We start from the raw sequence: 15,597 nt of genomic DNA, 5'->3' as shown, positions 1-15,597 counted from the left end.
TCAGCCTGAGTGGTCGGCCGCGCCGGGGCGACGTGCAGGCGGTTGCGCGGCCATGTGGGTTCAGGTGTTGGTCGGTATGTTTGCGCCAGGCATGCTGCCGTGGCCCAGGTTGCGTTCGACGTGGCGCACGGTTTTTGCCAATGTGTGTTTGATGTCCGGGTGAGTGAGCTGATACCTGCGTTCCAGTTGTTCGCTGAAACTCAGGTCGAAGCGCTGCGGCTGGATGAAGTTCAGCGACTCGGGGCTGATTGCCAGGCGGGTCGCTACCCCGGGAATTGCCAACAAGCACTTCAGCACGCCTATCGGCACATGGTGGCGCGGGGCTCTTACCTGCAGGGTGGCGGCGATGTCCTCCAGCAAGCCTTGCAGGTTAGGGGTGTGCGGGTCGAGTGCAAGCACTTGGCGGTTGGCCATCGAAGGGTCGAATGCCACGCAAGCCATCAGGGTAACCAAGTAGTCGACGCTGACCAGTGGCAGCCAATGGCTGGGCGAACCCGGAATGGCCTTGAACCGGCCCAACGCCAGGCCGCTAATCAGCGCTGCCAACGGCTGGCCGTCGAGGATGTGCCCGCGCACACTGTCGCCGCAGACCGTGGCAGGGTGAACGATCGAGTACGCTGCGCCCGCACCCTGCATGTAGCGGATGACGGCGAAATGCGCTTCCAGCTTGCTCGCCTCATAACCGCCTACGCGGCGGTAAACCGCGGGCCAGTCGGTATGTTCCGGGTGCTCGTGATCCACCCCGATGCTGGCCAGGTGGCTGAAATTCTGCAGCATGTAGCCGCCCACCATCAGCAGGCGGGTGCCCTGGCTAGCCGCCAGCTGCGCGACCCGCAGCGCACCTTGCACATTCACGGCACGGGCGTGTTCCAGAGGCAGCCCCCAAGTGAAGTGCGCCGCGAGGTGGAACACCACTGCGGCAGCCGACACACATTGTCGGTCGGCTTCGCTGAGCCCAAGGCCTTCTGTGCCGATATCGCCGGCAACTGCCTGTACGCATTCAGGCTTGCCCCCCAGGCGGCCTACCTGTTCACGGAGCCGGGCAAGGTTTTCCGGGTGGCGCATCAGCACCCGCACGGTGTGCCCGGTGGCGGTGAGCCGCGCCAGTAGATGCTGGCCGATAAAACCACTACCGCCGGTAACGAAGCATTCCACGCTCATGTCAGTTTCCTTGTCTGCAAGATGGGCGCAGGTTAGGGTGTAGAGCGCACTCTAAGGTCAAGGGGTTTTGTGCCATGAACATCGGGGAGCTGGAGCGCCGCAGCGGCGTCGGCCGCCATGCGTTGCGCTATTACGAGCAGCTCGGGCTGATCGTGGCCCAGCGGCAAGCCAACAATTATCGCAGCTACAGCGAGCAGGCCGTCGCTGACCTGAACTTCGTGCAAACTGCCCAGCGGGGCGGTTTCACGCTTGCCGAAATAGGGGAGATACTGGCCGCCAGGCGCGGCAATACCCTCGATTGCGTGCAGGGTGCACTGCTGGTCACTGGCAAAATGGCTGAAATCCAGGCCAAGATTCAGACGCTGCAGGCCGCGTATGAGGTGCTTGATAGCGAGCGTGCCAAGCTCGTCGCCAGTGCTATTGCGACTGGGCTGACAATTCCTGAAAACATTTCCGCTGGCGCCTGAACGCCTGTCCTCCTAAAAAGGATTTTGTGGTACTCGAGCAGCGTTGCATAGCGTCTTCACTGGAACGATGGCCGCGTTGCCCGATCATAAGGTTGTCATCATTGCGTCATGCCACTGGCTTAGCATGACGGCGATAACTACGAAGATGAAATGAGTAAAGAGGGAGCAGGACCATGGATGAATACCAGGAAGAACTACTCGAATCCCAAGCCTACGAGCTGGACACCCCGGAACCGGCCGACGACGCCACCGAGCTTTGACCTGCCCGCCGCTGGCTGCGGCGAAACTCTCCCGGCGTAAGGCCCGTCCAGCGCTTGAACGCGCGCTGGAAGGCCTCGGCCGAAGCGAACCCCAATAAATAAGCAATCTCGCCGAACGCCAGTTCCGTATCACGGATATAGGTCTCGGCCAGGTCGCGTCGTGTTTCATTGAGCAGGTCACGAAACCGCGTGCCTTCTTCGGCCAGCTTGCGCCGCAGTGTCCAGGTGGGCAGTTGCAAGTGCAGGGCTACCTCGACCAGGTCCGGTTCGCGACCACCGTTGAGCAATGGGCCAAGCAGGTGGGTGATGCGCTCACCCAGGCTGCGCACCCGCGTGCGCTGCAGCATGTCTGCTTCACACAACTGCAGCAGGTGCTGCCAGGTGCTGGGGCAGTGCCTGGGGTTGGCCAACTGCAAGGTGGCGCGGCTCAGGCGCAATTGATTACCGTCGGCAGCGAACTGCACCGGGGTGCTGCACAGCGCCTGGTACTGCGCGGCGTAGGCGGGGGCGGCAAATTCGATTTCGAGGCGCTCGGCCTGCAGCGGAACACCTGCCAGGTCGGCCAGTTGAGCCAGCCAGCCTGCCAGCACCGAGTCCACCACAAAGCGGTTGTAAGCGTTGTAGGGGCTGATGGAGTAGAAACGCAGCCAGGCACCTTCGGCGTCTTCATGAAAGCTGGACTGGCCGCGGTAGTTGGCGGCGTACAGCGGTTCGAAGCGCAGCAAGGTGCGCGCGGCTTCGCCCACGGTTGGCGCCTGGGCCGCAGTGACTCCCGCCAGGCCCGCCTGGGCCAGCCGGCTCAGGCGGCCCATGTGCAAGCCCAGCGCGGCTTCGCCACATTGTTCGATGGCCGCATGGCCCAGGTGCATGTAGCGCGGGATCGAAAGGCGCGCGTTGGCTTCGCTCAGGCGCGGTGCCTCCAGCCCATAGCGGCGCAGCAGCGGTTCGGGGGCGTGGCCCAGTTCGCGCAGGGCCTCGGTCAGCGGCTGAACAAAGCCGACCGACAGCTCGCCCAGGCGTACGCGGGGGCGGGCCATGGCCTTACAACCACAGGTTCAGCAAGCGGGCGCCAGGGCTCGGCGTGCCTGCCAGCAACTCACCGGCCTGGCGGGCGAAGCCTTGGCCGTCACTGCCGTGTTCCCAGAACTGCCCGCGCATGAACACGCTCATGCTGCTGACCCCGGCCCCGGCCGCCTCGGTCAGGCGTTGCCAGGCCGTTTGCTCACTGACCTGGCCACGCTGCACGGCCAGCCCGGCACTGGCCGCCTGGTGGCGGTTGCCACGCCAGGGGGCTTGCCAGCTGCCTTTGCCGCTGAGAAACACCGGGTTGGCCACCAGCTGCACGCCCTGGCTGGCCAGTTGCTCATGGTTCTGCGGGTACCAGCTGTCACTGCCCACCAGCACGCCCAGGCGCCCGGCGGGGGTTTGCACGACCTGCAGCGGATAATCGTGGCCCTCCTGCACATAACGGCGCAGGTCACTGTCGGGGTATTGCTGGCGTTGCGGTTGGCCGAGCAGGGAACCGTCACCGGCGAACACCACGCTGCTGTTGAACAGCGCGCCACGGCCGGCATGCAGCACGCCTTGTTGCACATAGGGGGCCGGCAGCACGATGGAGCCGGCCACCAGGGTCACGCCAAATTCCTTGGCCAGGCCACCGAACAGCTGTTGATAGTCGGCAGCCATCTGCTCAGCCTTCATGCGCAGGTGGGCGTCGGCACGCCGGTCGTCGCCCTCGGCCGCGAGCATGGCCAGCGCGTAGCGCAGCGGGTTGCTCAGTTCCAGCCATTGCTCGGCCTCGCGGCTCTGCGTGACCTGGTACAGCTCGTTCTTTTCGCCGCGTGCCCACAGCCAGGTACCGATGTGTTCCGGCAGCACGACCACGGTGCGCGGGCCGACCAGGCCCTGGGCGCGCGCCTGCTCCAGGTAGGCGGCCAGCTTGCGGTGCAGGCGTTGCAGGTTCTGGTAGTCGCCGGGGAACAGCAACGGCTCGATACCCAACAGGTTGCCGCGGTCGCCCGGCACGCCATGGTCCAGCGCCAGTTCGATGCGCAGGTCGGACAGGTAGTGGCCTTCCGGGCGCTGCTGGCTCCAGAAGCCGTAGCCGCAGAGCGCGGCGATCATTACCAGCGCCAGGGCGCTTGCCAGAAGTTTTCGCATGAAACAGAACGGCACATTGGCTGACGAAGGCTATCTAGGGTAAGCGCCCTGTTTGCCAGGATCAATAACTTGTCAGTTTCGATCATTGAGCCAATTCAAACGGCTGTTTAATGTCGCTGACAGACAAACGACGGAGGCCCGCCATTCGGTGAGGCGCCCGCATACCGTGAATCACGCCACCTGGGGACCTTTCCATGGCCGCCGAACGTTACCCGCACCTGCTTGCCCCGCTGGACCTTGGCTTCACCACCTTGCGCAACCGCACCCTGATGGGCTCGATGCACACCGGCCTCGAGGAGCGCCCCGGGGGTTTCGAGCGCATGGCGGCCTACTTTGCCGAGCGTGCCCGGGGCGGCGTCGGCCTGATGGTCACCGGCGGTATTGCGCCCAATGATGAAGGCGGGGTGTATTCCGGCGCGGCCAAACTCAGCACCGAGGCGGAGGCCGACCAGCACCGCATCGTCACCGAGGCGGTGCACGCCGCCGGTGGCAAGATCTGCCTGCAAATCCTGCATGCCGGGCGCTATGCCTATAGCCCACGGCAGGTGGCACCCAGCGCGATACAGGCGCCGATCAACCCGTTCAAGCCCAAGGAGCTGGACGAGCAAGGCATCGAGAAGCAGATCGCCGACTTCGTCAATTGCGCGGTGCTGGCCCAGCGTGCCGGTTACGACGGCGTCGAAATCATGGGTTCGGAAGGTTACTTCATCAACCAGTTTCTCGCCGCCCACACCAACCAGCGCACCGACCGTTGGGGCGGCAGCTACGAAAACCGCATGCGCCTGGCGGTGGAAATCGTGAGCCGGGTACGCGCGGCAGTAGGGCCGAACTTCATCATCATCTTCCGCCTGTCGATGCTTGACCTGGTCGAGGGCGGCAGCGACTGGGCGGAAATCGAGCAGTTGGCCAAGGCCATCGAGCAGGCCGGCGCTACCCTGATCAACACCGGGATCGGCTGGCATGAGGCGCGGATCCCGACCATCGCCACCAAGGTCCCGCGTGCGGCGTTCAGCAAGGTCACGGCCAAGCTGCGGGGTGTGGTGAGCATTCCGCTGATTACCACCAACCGCATCAACACCCCGGAAGTGGCCGAGGCGGTGCTGGCCGAAGGTGATGCCGACATGGTTTCGATGGCTCGGCCGTTCCTGGCCGACCCGGATTTCGTCAACAAGGCTGCTGCCGGTCGTGCCGACGAAATCAATACCTGCATCGGTTGCAACCAGGCCTGCCTGGACCACACCTTCGGCGGCAAGCTGACCAGTTGCCTGGTCAACCCGCGGGCCTGCCACGAAACCGAGCTCAACTACCTGCCTGCGCCAGCGCCGAAGCGCATTGCCGTGGTCGGCGCCGGCCCGGCGGGCCTGGCCGCCGCCACCGTTGCCGCCGAGCGCGGGCATCACGTGACGCTGTTCGACGCTGCCAGCGAAATTGGCGGCCAGTTCAATGTCGCCAAGCGCGTCCCGGGCAAGGAAGAGTTCTTCGAAACGCTGCGCTACTTCCGCAACAAGCTGCAGAGCACTGGCGTCGACCTGCACCTCAATACCCGCGTGGATGTGCAGGCGCTGGTGCAGGGCGGCTATGACGAGATCATCCTGGCCACTGGCATTGCCCCGCGCACCCCGGCCATCCCCGGGGTCGAGCATGTCAAGGTGCTCAGCTACCTGGATGTACTGCTTGAGCGCAAGCCGGTGGGCAAGGCGGTCGCCGTGATCGGGGCCGGCGGTATCGGTTTTGATGTATCCGAATACCTGGTGCAGGAAGGGCGGGCCAGCAGCCTGGACCGTGATGCGTTCTGGAAGGAGTGGGGCATCGATACCCGGCTTGAGGCACGCGGCGGCGTTGCCGGCATCAAGGCCGAGCCGCATGCGCCGGCGCGTCAGGTGTTCCTGCTGCAGCGCAAGGCATCGAAGGTGGGGGACGGGTTGGGCAAGACCACCGGCTGGATCCACCGCACCGGCTTGAAGAACAAGCGCGTGCAGATGCTTAACAGTGTCGAGTACCTGGGCATAGACGATGCCGGTTTGCACATTCGCGTGGCGGGCGGTGAGCCGCAGGTGTTGGCCGTGGACAACGTCGTGATCTGCGCCGGGCAGGAGCCGCTGCGCGAACTGCAGGATGGGTTGGTGGCTGCGGGGCAATCGGTGCATTTGATCGGCGGCGCCGACGTGGCGGCAGAACTGGATGCCAAGCGGGCGATCAACCAAGGGTCGCGGTTGGCGGCGCAGCTCTGAGATCGGCGGGGGCAGCCCACAGGCGCTGCCCCGGGCTTTGCCTGTAAACTGCGATCCATGCATGCATTCGACCTTCCTCAAGCCCCACTGCAACGCTTGAACCTGCCGTGGTTGCAACACGCCCAGGTGCAGGTGGCCATTCTGCGCCTGGACCTGATCGATCCGCTGATCAGCGGCAACAAGTGGTTCAAGCTCCGCCACCACCTGCAGCAGGCCGCCACTGGCAATGCCCCCGGGCTGATCAGCCTGGGGGGCAGCCACTCCAACCACCTGCATGCGCTGGCTGCGGCCGGCAAGCGGTTTGGCTTCGCCACTGCCGGCCTGTTACGCGGCCATGCCCAGGACACGCCCACCGTACGTGACCTGCAAGCGCTGGGCATGCACCTGCACTGGCTGGGTTATGGCGGCTACCGCGCACGCCACCAGCCCGGTTTCTGGGAACCTTGGCAAGCGCGCTATCCGGGCTGGCAGTGCATTCCCGAAGGCGGCGGTGGGCTGGCTGGCGCGCAGGGCTGCGCGCTGATTGTGCAGCAGGCGCAAGCGCAGATCTCGGCCCTGGGCTGGCCGGACTACGATGGCTGGTGGTTGGCTGCCGGAACAGGCACTACCGTGGCTGGCCTGGTCATGGCCGAGGCGGGCGCGCGTACCGTGCATGGCGCCTTGGCGGTGCCTGCAGACCATGGGGTGGCGCAAGGGGTGGCAGCGCTGGCGGGCGCACATGGCTACCAGCTACATGAGGCCTGCCGAGGTGGGTTTGCCCGGTTCGACGACGAACTGCTGGCCTTCATCGCCGACTGCGAGCAGCACACGGGGGTGCCGCTGGAAGCGCTCTATACCGGCAAGGCCCTGTTGGCCCTGCGCGATCATGTTGCTGCCGGGCTGTTGGCGCCCGGCAGCCGCATGATCTTCGTGCATACTGGCGGCCTGCAAGGCCGACGTGGTTATTTGTAGGGCAGCATGCGCAACAGCGTGTTGTCGCGCACCACATAGTGGTGGTAAAGCCCGGCCAGCGCATGCAGGCCGATCAGCCAGTAGCCCCAACTGCCGACGCGCTCATGCCAGCCCTTGATGAACTTGGCCTGGTCCGGGTTCGGGCCGATCAGGTGCGGCAGCTCCAGGCCGAAGAACGGTACCGGTTTGTCGGCGGCGCTGAGGATCAGCCAGCCGGCCAGCGGCATGCCGATCATCAGCAGGTACAGTGCCAGGTGCATCAGGTGGGCAAGGCCGGTCTGCCAGGCGGGCGGCTTGGGCAGGATCGGCGGGGTAGGCCGGCTCAGGCGCATCGCCAGGCGCAACCAGACCAGCACGAAGACACTGAGGCCAAGCATGAAGTGCAGGTCTTTCATCAGGTTGCGCTCGGCGCTGTCCTTGGGGAACAGGCCGCGCAGCTCGATAAGGGCGTAGACAGCGGCCAGCAGCACCAGCATCAGCCAGTGCAGGGCAATGGACAGGCGTGCGTAATGCGGTGCTGGGGTGGATGAAACCATGATCAGTCCTCGTCATCAGGTTTAAATAGCGCTCTTGTTGGCGCTCAGGTGTCACTTTAATGCCTACTGGCAGCAGATCTTTGCGCCAGGCCTGTGAAAATTGTGTTGCCTGCACGGGCTTTTGTGCGGCCTGGCGTTGACCTGCGTCAGGCCTGCATCAATCACGGTGTAGCTGCGGCCAATTGTCAGCCACCAGAAACACCCGTTCGGCTTCCTGCCAGGCGCCATCGGCCTCCTGCTCAAGCCGTACCAGCAGTTGCGCCGGGGCCTGCGGGTCCAGCACATGCAGCCATGCTGCAAACTGCTCTGCCTGCCAGCATTGCGCCGCTTCGACCCGCGCTGGCGCCAGCCACGCGCACCGCGGCAGCGGTTGCCAGCGCTCGCCAACTGCCATGGCCCAATCCCGCCGCCTGACCCAGCGCCCGCGCAGGTGCTGCGGGTTGGCGCCTACGGGAGGCTCGGCATGCCCAGGCCACGGATAAAACAGATAGCCCCCCAGCCACATATGCGCCTGCACCTGCTGCGCCTCTAGCCGAGCAAGCGCCTGCTGGCTGTGCGCCCCCCGTGACATCGGCAACTGGTGCTGCGCCAGGTGGGCCAGCTTGGCCCCCAGCCGGTCATGACAGCCTGGCCCCAGCCAGGCCTGGGTATCGTGCCCGCCACCTGGCGGGCCCAGGTACAGCTTGATCGCCAACTCCAGGTGGTGGACCCCATCTGTATCACGCAGCAGCACATCCAGCTCGCCCAAGGTCAGGCCGCCCTCGCGAATGGCCAGGTTGGCGGCCAGCAGCTCAATGCCCGGAGCGTGGCTCAGGGCGAATTGCCACAGGCGTTCGTAGTAAAGCCCCAGGCGCCGGCTGCCCAGTTTCGCCAGCCAGTCGCGCAGCGGATGGTCATCCTTATCCAGCGCCCGCAGCCACTGCTCCAGGCGGTGCGGCTGCTGTGCCCACAGGCTGCCCGCCAGCGGGTGGCGCTGAGGGCAGGGCGCGGCGCCGAGCAAGGGCGGCGACAGCACTGCCCAGGCCAGGTCGCGCACGGCCGGGCGCTGCAGTTGCTTGGGCAGATCGTGGAGTTGGCTGAAGGGCGTCATCCTGCGAGCATAGCCGGTTTGCCGCTGCCCGGTGGTTTCGCCCATAATCGGCGCATCGTCACCCGCCGCAGAGCCTTGCAGGAGCCCCATGGAGCAATTTCGCAATATCGGTATCATCGGTCGCCTCGGTAGCTCGCAGGTGCTCGACACCATCCGCCGACTGAAAAAATTCCTCCTCGACCGCCACCTGCACGTGATTCTCGAGGACACCATTGCCGAAGTGCTGCCCGGGCATGGCTTGCAGACCTCCACGCGCAAGCTGCTGGGCGAAGTCTGCGACCTGGTCATCGTGGTGGGCGGCGACGGCAGCCTGCTCGGCGCCGCCCGGGCCCTGGCCCGTCACAACATTCCGGTGCTGGGCATCAACCGGGGCAACCTGGGCTTTCTCACCGACATCCGCCCCGACGAGCTGGAAGAAAAGGTCGCCGAGGTGCTCGACGGCCACTACCTGGTGGAAAACCGCTTCCTGCTGCAGGCCGAGGTGCGCCGCCATCACGAAGCCATTGGCCAGGGCGATGCGCTGAACGACGTGGTGCTGCACCCGGGCAAGTCCACGCGCATGATCGAGTTCGAAATCTATATCGACGGCCAGTTCGTCTGCAGCCAGAAGGCCGACGGCCTGATCGTTGCCACCCCAACCGGCTCCACCGCCTACGCGTTGTCGGCTGGCGGCCCGATCATGCACCCCAAGCTGGACGCCATCGTCATCGTGCCGATGTACCCGCACACCCTGTCGGGGCGGCCGATCGTGGTCGACGGCAACAGCGAGCTGAAGATCGTGGTGTCCAAGGACCTGCAGATCTACCCGCAAGTTTCCTGTGATGGCCAGAACCACTTCACCTGCGCCCCCGGCGACACCATTACGGTCAGCAAAAAACCGCAGAAGCTGCGCCTGATCCACCCGCTCGACCACAATTACTACGAGGTCTGCCGCACCAAGCTTGGTTGGGGCAGCCGCCTGGGGAGCAGTGACGACTGATGCTCGACCCGGCGCGCAGTTTCGACATCATCGGCGACGTGCACGGTTGTGCGCATACCCTTGAACGCCTGCTCGATACCCTCGGCTACAAGCGCGTGGCCGGCGTGTGGCGCCACCCGCGGCGCCAGGCGCTGTTCCTCGGCGACATCGTCGACCGTGGGCCACGCATCCGCGAGGCCCTGCACATCGTCCACGACATGGTCGAGGCTGGCCAGGCGTTCTGCATCATGGGCAACCACGAGTACAACGCCTTGGGCTGGGTCACGCCGGCGCTGCCCGGCAGCGGCAAGGCCTTCGTCCGCGAGCACACCCCGCGGCACGCCCGGCTGATCGACGAAACCCTGGCCCAGTTCGCCCAGCACCCCGCTGACTGGCACGACTTCGTCAACTGGTTCTACCAGCTGCCGTTGTTCATCGATGCCGGGCGTTTTCGCCTGGTGCACGCCTGCTGGGACCGGCAACTGATCGAGCCGCTGCGCCAGCAGTACCCCGACGGGCGCATCGATGAACACTTCATCCAGGCTTCTGCCGTGAGCAACAGCTTTGCCGCCACCGTGTGCAACCGCCTGTTGCGCGGTACCGACATGCGCCTGCCCGACGGCCTGACCTTGACCGGCGGCGACGGCCTGACGCGCGCCTTCTTCCGCACCAAGTTCTGGGAGGAAGACCCGCAAACCTACGGCGATATCGTGTTCCAGCCCGATGCCCTGCCGGCCGAGGTGGCCAATGCGCCGCTCAGCCACAGCCAGAAAAATGCCTTGCTGCGTTATGCCGAAGACGAGCCGATGCTGTTCGTCGGCCACTACTGGCGCAGCGGCCACCCCGCGCCGATTCGCCCCAACCTGGCCTGCCTGGACTACAGCGCGGTGCTGTACGGCAAGCTGGCGGCCTACCGGCTGGATGACGAAACCCGCATCGACCCGCACAAGTTCGTGTGGGTCGACGTAGACCGCCCACAGGCCAATCAATGAACATAATCGAAGTGATGCGCCTGCCGCTGTCGGTCGACCTCAGCGGCTTCATTCACATGCTGCAGCGCCTGCAGGTGCCGCACCGGGTCAGCGAAGAGGGGGACGTGCAGGTACTCTGGGCGCCCGACACCCTGGCCGAAGACGTCCGCGAACTTTACCAGCGCTACCCGCAAGGCAACGCCGAGCTGCCGGCTGCCCCCGAGCCGGTGGCAGCGGGCATGTCTGCGAAAGTGCCGTCCCTGGCAGAACAGGCCCGAGCCTGCAAGGTCACCACGCTCACCCTGCTGGCGTGCTTCATCGTCGCAGGCCTCACCAGCCTGGGCGACAACTTCACCACCATCAGCTGGTTTACCTTCCTCGACTTCCGGGTGCAGGGCGACTACCTGTATTTCACCCCGCTGGCAGAAACCCTCGACCAAGGGCAATGGTGGCGGTTGGTATCACCCATGCTGTTGCACTTCGGCGTGCTGCATCTGGCCATGAACAGCCTGTGGTACTGGGAGCTGGGCAAGCGCATCGAGCTGCGCCAGGGCCCCTGGATGCTGCTGGGCCTGACCCTGCTGTACAGCCTGGTCTCCAACCTGGCGCAGCACTACACCAGCGGGCCGAGCCTGTTCGGCGGGCTGTCTGGCGTACTGTACGGCCTGCTGGGGCATGTATGGCTGTTCCAGTGGCTGGCACCGAACCGTTACTTCAACCTGCCCAAGGGTGTGCTGGTGATGATGCTGATCTGGCTGGTGGTGTGCCTGACCGGTGTGGTCGGCAGCCTCGGCCTTGGCCAGATCGCCAACGCTGCCCACGTTGGCGGGCTGCTCATCGGATGCCTGACCGGGCTCTTGGGTGGGGCGCTGGCCCGGCGTAAACTGTCGGCTTGAATCAGGAGACTGTATGTCCACTTTCGCGCAAATGATTGAAAACATCACCCCGGAAATCTACGAAAGCCTGAAACTGGCCGTGGAAATCGGCAAATGGTCGGATGGCCGCAAGCTCACCGCCGAGCAGAAAGAGCTGTCGCTGCAGGCCGTCATCGCCTGGGAGATGAAAAACCTGCCAGAAGACCAGCGCACCGGTTACATGGGCCCGCAGGAATGCGCGTCGAAGTCTGCGCCGATCGCCAACATTCTGTTCAAGTCGGACTCGGTACATTGATCGAACTCGCTCGTGGCTCGTTGAGCAAAATGGCGGTAAGCCTGCAGGCGCCGGTGGTCCAGTACAGCTTCCGCCTGGATGACACGCAGGTGCCGGTCAACCCGCTGATCGGCCAGCGCCTGCGCCTGGAATACCTTGGCGCCATTCACTGCAGCCATTGCGGCAAGCGCACCAAGACCAGCTTCAGCCAAGGTTACTGCTACCCGTGCATGACCCGGCTGGCCCAGTGCGATGTGTGCATCATGGCCCCGGAAAAATGCCACTACGAGGCCGGCACCTGCCGTGAACCGGCCTGGGGCGAGCAGTTCTGCATGACCGACCACGTGGTCTACCTGGCCAACTCGTCAGGGATCAAGGTCGGCATCACCCGCGCCAGCCAACTGCCCACCCGGTGGCTCGACCAGGGGGCCAGCCAGGCCCTGCCGATCATGCGCGTGGCTACCCGCCAGCAGTCTGGCCTGGTCGAAGACGTGCTGCGCAGCCAGGTGCCCGACCGCACCAACTGGCGTGCACTGCTCAAAGGCGATGCCGAGGTGCTCGACCTGGCGGCCATTCGCGAGCAGGTTTTCGACGCGTGCGCCGAGCGCCTGGGCGAGCTGCAGGGGCGTTTCGGCCTGCAGGCGATCCAGCCGTTGCCGGACGCCGAAGTGGTGCAGATCAACTACCCGGTCCAGGCCTACCCGCAAAAGATCGTCAGCTTCAACCTGGACAAGGACCCGGTCGCCGAAGGCACGCTGCTGGGCATCAAGGGCCAGTACCTGATCTTCGACACCGGTGTGATCAATATTCGCAAGTACACGGCCTACCAGTTGGCCGTGCTCCAGTAAAAAGGACCTGCACATGCGCACCGAACAACCGCAAGTGATCTACCTGAAGGATTACCAGGCGCCCGAGTACCTGATCGACGAGACGCACCTGACCTTCGAGCTGTTCGAGGACCACACCCTGGTTCACGCGCAGCTGGTGATGCGTCGCAACCCGGCACGCGGTGCCGGCTTGCCGCCGCTGGTGCTCGATGGCCAGCAGCTTGAGCTGCTGCGTGCCGCGCTGGATGACCGGGAATTGCAGGCCGCCGATTACCAGCTGGACGGTGACAGCCTGACCGTGCAGCCGCAAGCCGAGCACTTCACCCTCGACACCAGCGTGAAGATCCACCCGGAAAGCAACACTGCGCTCGAAGGCCTGTACAAATCCGGCAAGATGTTCTGCACCCAGTGCGAGGCCGAGGGTTTCCGCAAGATCACCTACTACCTCGACCGCCCGGACGTGATGAGCAGCTTCACCACCACGGTGATCGCCGAGCAGCATCGCTACCCGGTGCTGCTGTCCAACGGTAACCCCACCGGCAGCGGGCCGGCCGAGGATGGCCGCCACTGGGCCACCTGGGAAGACCCGTTCAAGAAGCCAGCTTACCTTTTCGCCTTGGTGGCCGGTGACCTGTGGTGCGTCGAAGACACCTTCACGCGCCAGTCGGGCCGTGATGTGCTGCTGCGCATCTATGTCGAGCCCGAGAACCTGGACAAGTGCGACCACGCCATGGTCAGCCTGAAGAAATCGATGCGTTGGGACGAGGAAGTCTACGGCCGTGAATACGACCTGGACATCTTCATGATCGTTGCCGTCAACGACTTCAACATGGGCGCCATGGAAAACAAGGGCCTGAACATCTTCAACTCCAGCTGTGTGTTGGCCCGCGCCGAAACGGCCACCGATGCCGCGCATCAGCGTGTCGAAGGTGTGGTCGCCCACGAGTATTTCCACAACTGGTCGGGCAACCGCGTCACGTGCCGCGACTGGTTCCAGCTGTCGCTGAAGGAAGGGTTCACGGTGTTCCGCGATGCCGAGTTCAGTGCCGACATGAACTCGCGCACGGTCAAACGTATCGAGGACGTGGCCTACCTGCGTACTCACCAGTTTGCCGAAGATGCCGGCCCCATGGCCCACCCCGTGCGCCCGGACAGCTTCATCGAGATTTCCAACTTCTACACCCTGACAGTGTACGAGAAGGGCGCCGAAGTGGTGCGCATGGTTCGCACCTTGCTGGGCGCCGAAGGTTTCCGCAAAGGCAGCGACTTGTATTTCGAGCGCCACGATGGCCAGGCGGTGACCACCGACGACTTCATCAAGGCCATGGAAGACGCCAACGGCGTGGACTTTACCCAGTTCAAGCGCTGGTACAGCCAGGCAGGCACCCCGCGCCTGGAAGTCAGCGAGGCGTACGACGCCGCCGCCCAGACCTACAGCCTGACGTTCCGCCAAAACTGCCCGCCCACCCCGGACAAGGCCGAGAAGCTGCCGTTCGTGATCCCGGTGGAGTTGGGCCTGCTGGATGCTGCCGGCAACGACCTGCCGCTGCAACTGGCAGGTGAGGGCGCCGCCACGGCGGTCGAGCCAGCCACCAGCCGGGTACTTTCGGTGACCGAGGCCGAGCAGACCTTCACCTTCCAGGGTATCCAGGCCAAGCCGCTGCCGTCGCTGCTGCGTGGCTTCAGCGCCCCGGTCAAGCTCAGCTTCCCGTACGACCGCGACCAGTTGATGTTCCTGATGCAACATGACAGCGACGGTTTCAACCGCTGGGAAGCGGGCCAGCAGCTGGCGGTCCAGGTGTTGCAGGAACTGATCGGCCAGCACCAGCGTGGTGAAGCCCTGAAACTGGACCAGCGCCTGATCACGGCCTTGGGCACGGTACTGGGCAACCCGTCGCTGGACCCGGCCATGGTCGCCGAAATGCTCTCGCTGCCGGGTGAGGCCTACCTCACCGAAATCAGCCAGGTGGCCGACGTGGACGCCATCCATGCCGCCCGCGAGTTCGCCCGCCAGCAGATCGCCGAGCAACTGTTCGACGCGTTGTGGGCGCGCTACCAGGCCCACCGCGAAGCGTCGCGCAGCACTGCCTATGTGGCCTCGGCCGAGCACTTCGCCCGCCGCAGCCTGCAGAACATCGCTTTGTCGTACCTGATGCTGAGCGGCAAGCCGCACGTGCTGGAAGCGACCCTGGAGCAGTTCGAACACTGCGACAACATGACCGAGCGCCTGACCGCGCTGGCGGTGCTGGTCAACTCGCCGTTCCAGGCGGAGCGGGCGAAAGCGCTGGAGGCGTTCGCCGAGCACTTCAAGGACAACCCCCTGGTGATGGACCAGTGGTTCAGCGTGCAGGCGGCCAGCACGCTGCCGGGCGGGCTGGCACGGGTCAAGGCGTTGATGCAGCACCCGGCGTTCACCCTGAAGAACCCCAACAAGGTGCGTGCGCTGATCGGTGCGTTTGCCGGGCAGAACCTGGTCAACTTCCATGCCGCCGATGGTTCTGGCTACCGTTTCCTGGCCGACCTTGTGATCGAACTGAATGCGCTGAACCCGCAGATCGCTTCGCGTCAGCTGGCGCCGCTGACCCGCTGGCGCAAGTATGACGAGGCGCGTCAGGCGCTGATGAAGGGCGAGCTGGAGCGGATTCTCGCTTCGGGTGAGCTGTCCAGTGATGTGTATGAAGTGGTGAGCAAGAGCCTGGCTTGATGCTTCTGTAGCCTGGGCTGGCCTCTTCGCGGGTGAACCCGCTCCTACAGGAACTGCACTGCTTTCATGGGCGGTGCGGTGCCTGTAAAAGCGGGTTCACCCGCGAAGCTTTTCAGGCCGACAACAAAACAT

14 protein-coding genes are annotated in these 15,597 nt (G+C 64.7%); 9 read left to right on the top strand and 5 right to left on the bottom strand.

Annotated elements, in window-relative coordinates:
- Positions 1-60 precede the first annotated feature (60 nt).
- On the bottom strand, positions 61-1,161 hold the full coding sequence (locus tag GEV39_RS17060; RefSeq protein WP_173890643.1) for an SDR family oxidoreductase: 1,101 nt from the start codon (positions 1,159-1,161) through the stop codon (positions 61-63).
- 74 nt (positions 1,162-1,235) lie between these two features.
- On the opposite strand from GEV39_RS17060, the gene GEV39_RS17055 reads away from it, so the two are divergent.
- Positions 1,236-1,628, top strand: a complete 393-nt coding sequence (locus GEV39_RS17055; RefSeq protein ID WP_161893111.1) for a MerR family transcriptional regulator — start codon at positions 1,236-1,238, stop codon at positions 1,626-1,628.
- 211 nt (positions 1,629-1,839) lie between these two features.
- On the opposite strand, the gene GEV39_RS17050 is transcribed toward GEV39_RS17055, so the two are convergent.
- Together GEV39_RS17050 and GEV39_RS17045 are read right to left on the bottom strand one after the other, a co-directional pair.
- Positions 1,840-2,925, bottom strand: a complete 1,086-nt coding sequence (locus tag GEV39_RS17050; protein WP_173890641.1) for an AraC family transcriptional regulator — start codon at positions 2,923-2,925, stop codon at positions 1,840-1,842.
- A gap of 4 nt (positions 2,926-2,929) precedes the next feature.
- Positions 2,930-4,048 (bottom strand): nitrilase-related carbon-nitrogen hydrolase, encoded by a 1,119-nt coding sequence (locus GEV39_RS17045; protein ID WP_173890639.1) that lies wholly within the window; start codon positions 4,046-4,048, stop codon positions 2,930-2,932.
- Positions 4,049-4,242: 194 nt separating this feature from the next.
- Between GEV39_RS17045 and GEV39_RS17040 the strand changes: the two genes are divergently transcribed.
- Both GEV39_RS17040 and GEV39_RS17035 read left to right on the top strand, forming a co-directional pair.
- On the top strand, positions 4,243-6,279 hold the full coding sequence (locus GEV39_RS17040) for an NADPH-dependent 2,4-dienoyl-CoA reductase (RefSeq protein ID WP_173890637.1): 2,037 nt from the start codon (positions 4,243-4,245) through the stop codon (positions 6,277-6,279).
- Positions 6,280-6,336: 57 nt separating this feature from the next.
- A complete protein-coding gene (locus GEV39_RS17035; RefSeq protein WP_173890635.1) occupies positions 6,337-7,230 on the top strand; it encodes a 1-aminocyclopropane-1-carboxylate deaminase/D-cysteine desulfhydrase in 894 nt (297 codons plus the stop codon).
- On the opposite strand, the gene GEV39_RS17030 is transcribed toward GEV39_RS17035, so the two are convergent.
- Positions 7,221-7,766, bottom strand: coding sequence for a cytochrome b (locus GEV39_RS17030; protein WP_009683752.1), 546 nt, complete (start codon positions 7,764-7,766; stop codon positions 7,221-7,223). The two genes, GEV39_RS17035 and GEV39_RS17030, sit on opposite strands and share 10 nt — an antisense overlap.
- Before the next feature lie 157 nt (positions 7,767-7,923).
- Positions 7,924-8,946, bottom strand: a complete 1,023-nt coding sequence (locus tag GEV39_RS17025; protein ID WP_173890634.1) for a DUF1853 family protein — start codon at positions 8,944-8,946, stop codon at positions 7,924-7,926.
- Here GEV39_RS17025 and GEV39_RS17020 point away from each other — a divergent pair.
- The 6 genes from GEV39_RS17020 to pepN are packed head-to-tail and all read left to right on the top strand — an operon-like array spanning position 8,945 to position 15,465.
- The gene (locus GEV39_RS17020; protein WP_009683749.1) at positions 8,945-9,835 is read left to right on the top strand and encodes an NAD(+) kinase; all 891 of its coding nucleotides are present in this window, start codon (positions 8,945-8,947) and stop codon (positions 9,833-9,835) included. The genes GEV39_RS17025 and GEV39_RS17020 overlap by 2 nt on opposite strands.
- Entirely contained in the window at positions 9,835-10,806 is a 972-nt protein-coding gene (locus GEV39_RS17015; protein WP_009683748.1) for a metallophosphoesterase, read from the top strand. Before GEV39_RS17020 ends, GEV39_RS17015 begins: the two co-directional genes overlap by 1 nt.
- Positions 10,803-11,681: a rhomboid family intramembrane serine protease gene (locus tag GEV39_RS17010; protein ID WP_110679556.1), complete on the top strand. Its 879-nt coding sequence runs from the start codon at positions 10,803-10,805 to the stop codon at positions 11,679-11,681. Before GEV39_RS17015 ends, GEV39_RS17010 begins: the two co-directional genes overlap by 4 nt.
- Positions 11,682-11,694: 13 nt before the next feature.
- The gene (locus GEV39_RS17005) at positions 11,695-11,955 is read left to right on the top strand and encodes a YeaC family protein (protein ID WP_003260154.1); all 261 of its coding nucleotides are present in this window, start codon (positions 11,695-11,697) and stop codon (positions 11,953-11,955) included.
- The gene (locus GEV39_RS17000; RefSeq protein WP_178120139.1) at positions 11,952-12,782 is read left to right on the top strand and encodes a DUF2797 domain-containing protein; all 831 of its coding nucleotides are present in this window, start codon (positions 11,952-11,954) and stop codon (positions 12,780-12,782) included. Before GEV39_RS17005 ends, GEV39_RS17000 begins: the two co-directional genes overlap by 4 nt.
- Before the next feature lie 13 nt (positions 12,783-12,795).
- Entirely contained in the window at positions 12,796-15,465 is a 2,670-nt protein-coding gene (gene pepN, locus GEV39_RS16995) for an aminopeptidase N (RefSeq protein WP_173890632.1), read from the top strand.
- The last annotated feature ends 132 nt before the right edge of the window (positions 15,466-15,597 follow it).

Source organism: Pseudomonas sp. NY5710, assembly GCF_013305665.1.
GTDB classification, from domain to species: domain Bacteria; phylum Pseudomonadota; class Gammaproteobacteria; order Pseudomonadales; family Pseudomonadaceae; genus Aquipseudomonas; species Aquipseudomonas juntendi.
This window is presented reverse-complemented; position numbering and strand designations above follow the sequence as displayed.

What these genes read in the sequence shown, in the direction of transcription:
- GEV39_RS17050 (WP_173890641.1), bottom strand. Translation starts at nt 2,925, where the DNA reads ATGGCCCGCCCCCGCGTACGCCTGGGCGAGCTGTCGGTCGGCTTTGTT.
- GEV39_RS17055 (WP_161893111.1), top strand. Translation starts at nt 1,236, where the DNA reads ATGAACATCGGGGAGCTGGAGCGCCGCAGCGGCGTCGGCCGCCATGCG.
- GEV39_RS17005 (WP_003260154.1), top strand. Translation starts at nt 11,695, where the DNA reads ATGTCCACTTTCGCGCAAATGATTGAAAACATCACCCCGGAAATCTAC.
- GEV39_RS17025 (WP_173890634.1), bottom strand. Translation starts at nt 8,946, where the DNA reads ATGGGGCTCCTGCAAGGCTCTGCGGCGGGTGACGATGCGCCGATTATG.
- GEV39_RS17035 (WP_173890635.1), top strand. Translation starts at nt 6,337, where the DNA reads ATGCATGCATTCGACCTTCCTCAAGCCCCACTGCAACGCTTGAACCTG.
- pepN (WP_173890632.1), top strand. Translation starts at nt 12,796, where the DNA reads ATGCGCACCGAACAACCGCAAGTGATCTACCTGAAGGATTACCAGGCG.
- GEV39_RS17030 (WP_009683752.1), bottom strand. Translation starts at nt 7,766, where the DNA reads ATGGTTTCATCCACCCCAGCACCGCATTACGCACGCCTGTCCATTGCC.
- GEV39_RS17010 (WP_110679556.1), top strand. Translation starts at nt 10,803, where the DNA reads ATGAACATAATCGAAGTGATGCGCCTGCCGCTGTCGGTCGACCTCAGC.
- GEV39_RS17045 (WP_173890639.1), bottom strand. Translation starts at nt 4,048, where the DNA reads ATGCGAAAACTTCTGGCAAGCGCCCTGGCGCTGGTAATGATCGCCGCG.
- GEV39_RS17060 (WP_173890643.1), bottom strand. Translation starts at nt 1,161, where the DNA reads ATGAGCGTGGAATGCTTCGTTACCGGCGGTAGTGGTTTTATCGGCCAG.
- GEV39_RS17040 (WP_173890637.1), top strand. Translation starts at nt 4,243, where the DNA reads ATGGCCGCCGAACGTTACCCGCACCTGCTTGCCCCGCTGGACCTTGGC.
- GEV39_RS17015 (WP_009683748.1), top strand. Translation starts at nt 9,835, where the DNA reads ATGCTCGACCCGGCGCGCAGTTTCGACATCATCGGCGACGTGCACGGT.
- GEV39_RS17020 (WP_009683749.1), top strand. Translation starts at nt 8,945, where the DNA reads ATGGAGCAATTTCGCAATATCGGTATCATCGGTCGCCTCGGTAGCTCG.